The 834-nt window shown below is 65.6% G+C and carries 1 protein-coding gene; it reads left to right on the top strand.

Annotation, left to right across the window (positions count from 1 at the left end):
* The coding region (locus H4N64_RS44170; RefSeq protein ID WP_260860469.1) for an alpha-amylase family glycosyl hydrolase at positions 1-834 on the top strand (834 nt) is incomplete at both ends.

Consider the following 834-nt stretch of genomic DNA (forward strand, 5'->3'; position numbering starts at 1 on the left):
TACATGTGGGCCGACGACGACAAGCAGTACGCGGACGCGCGCATCATCTTCGTCGACACCGAGGCCTCCAACTGGACCTTCGACCCGGTCCGCAAGCAGTACTTCTTCCACCGGTTCTTCTCCCACCAGCCGGACCTCAACTACGAGAACCCGGCGGTGCAGGAGGAGATGATCTCCGCGCTGCGGTTCTGGCTGGACCTGGGCATCGACGGCTTCCGGCTCGACGCGGTGCCGTATCTGTACGCCGAGGAGGGCACCAACTGCGAAAACCTTCCGGCTGGCCATGAGTTCCTCAAGCGGGTGCGCAAGGAGATCGACGCCCACTATCCGGACACGGTGCTGCTGGCGGAGGCCAACCAGTGGCCGGAGGACGTCGTCGACTACTTCGGCGACTTCAGCAGCGGCGGCGACGAGTGCCACATGGCCTTCCACTTCCCGGTCATGCCGCGCATCTTCATGGCGGTCCGCCGGGAATCCCGCTACCCCGTCTCCGAAATCCTCGCCAAGACTCCGGCCATCCCGTCGGGCTGCCAGTGGGGCATCTTCCTGCGCAACCACGACGAGCTGACCCTGGAGATGGTCACCGACGAGGAACGCGACTACATGTGGGCCGAGTACGCGAAGGACCCCCGCATGCGCGCCAACATCGGCATCCGGCGCAGGCTGGCGCCCCTGCTGGACAACGACCGCAACCAGATCGAGCTCTTCACCGCCCTGCTGCTGTCGCTGCCCGGTTCGCCGATCCTCTACTACGGCGACGAGATCGGCATGGGCGACAACATCTGGCTCGGCGACCGCGACGCCGTCCGCACACCCATGCAGTGGACACCGGAC

Source organism: Streptomyces cupreus, from assembly GCF_014257025.1.
Classification (GTDB): domain Bacteria; phylum Actinomycetota; class Actinomycetes; order Streptomycetales; family Streptomycetaceae; genus Streptomyces; species Streptomyces cupreus.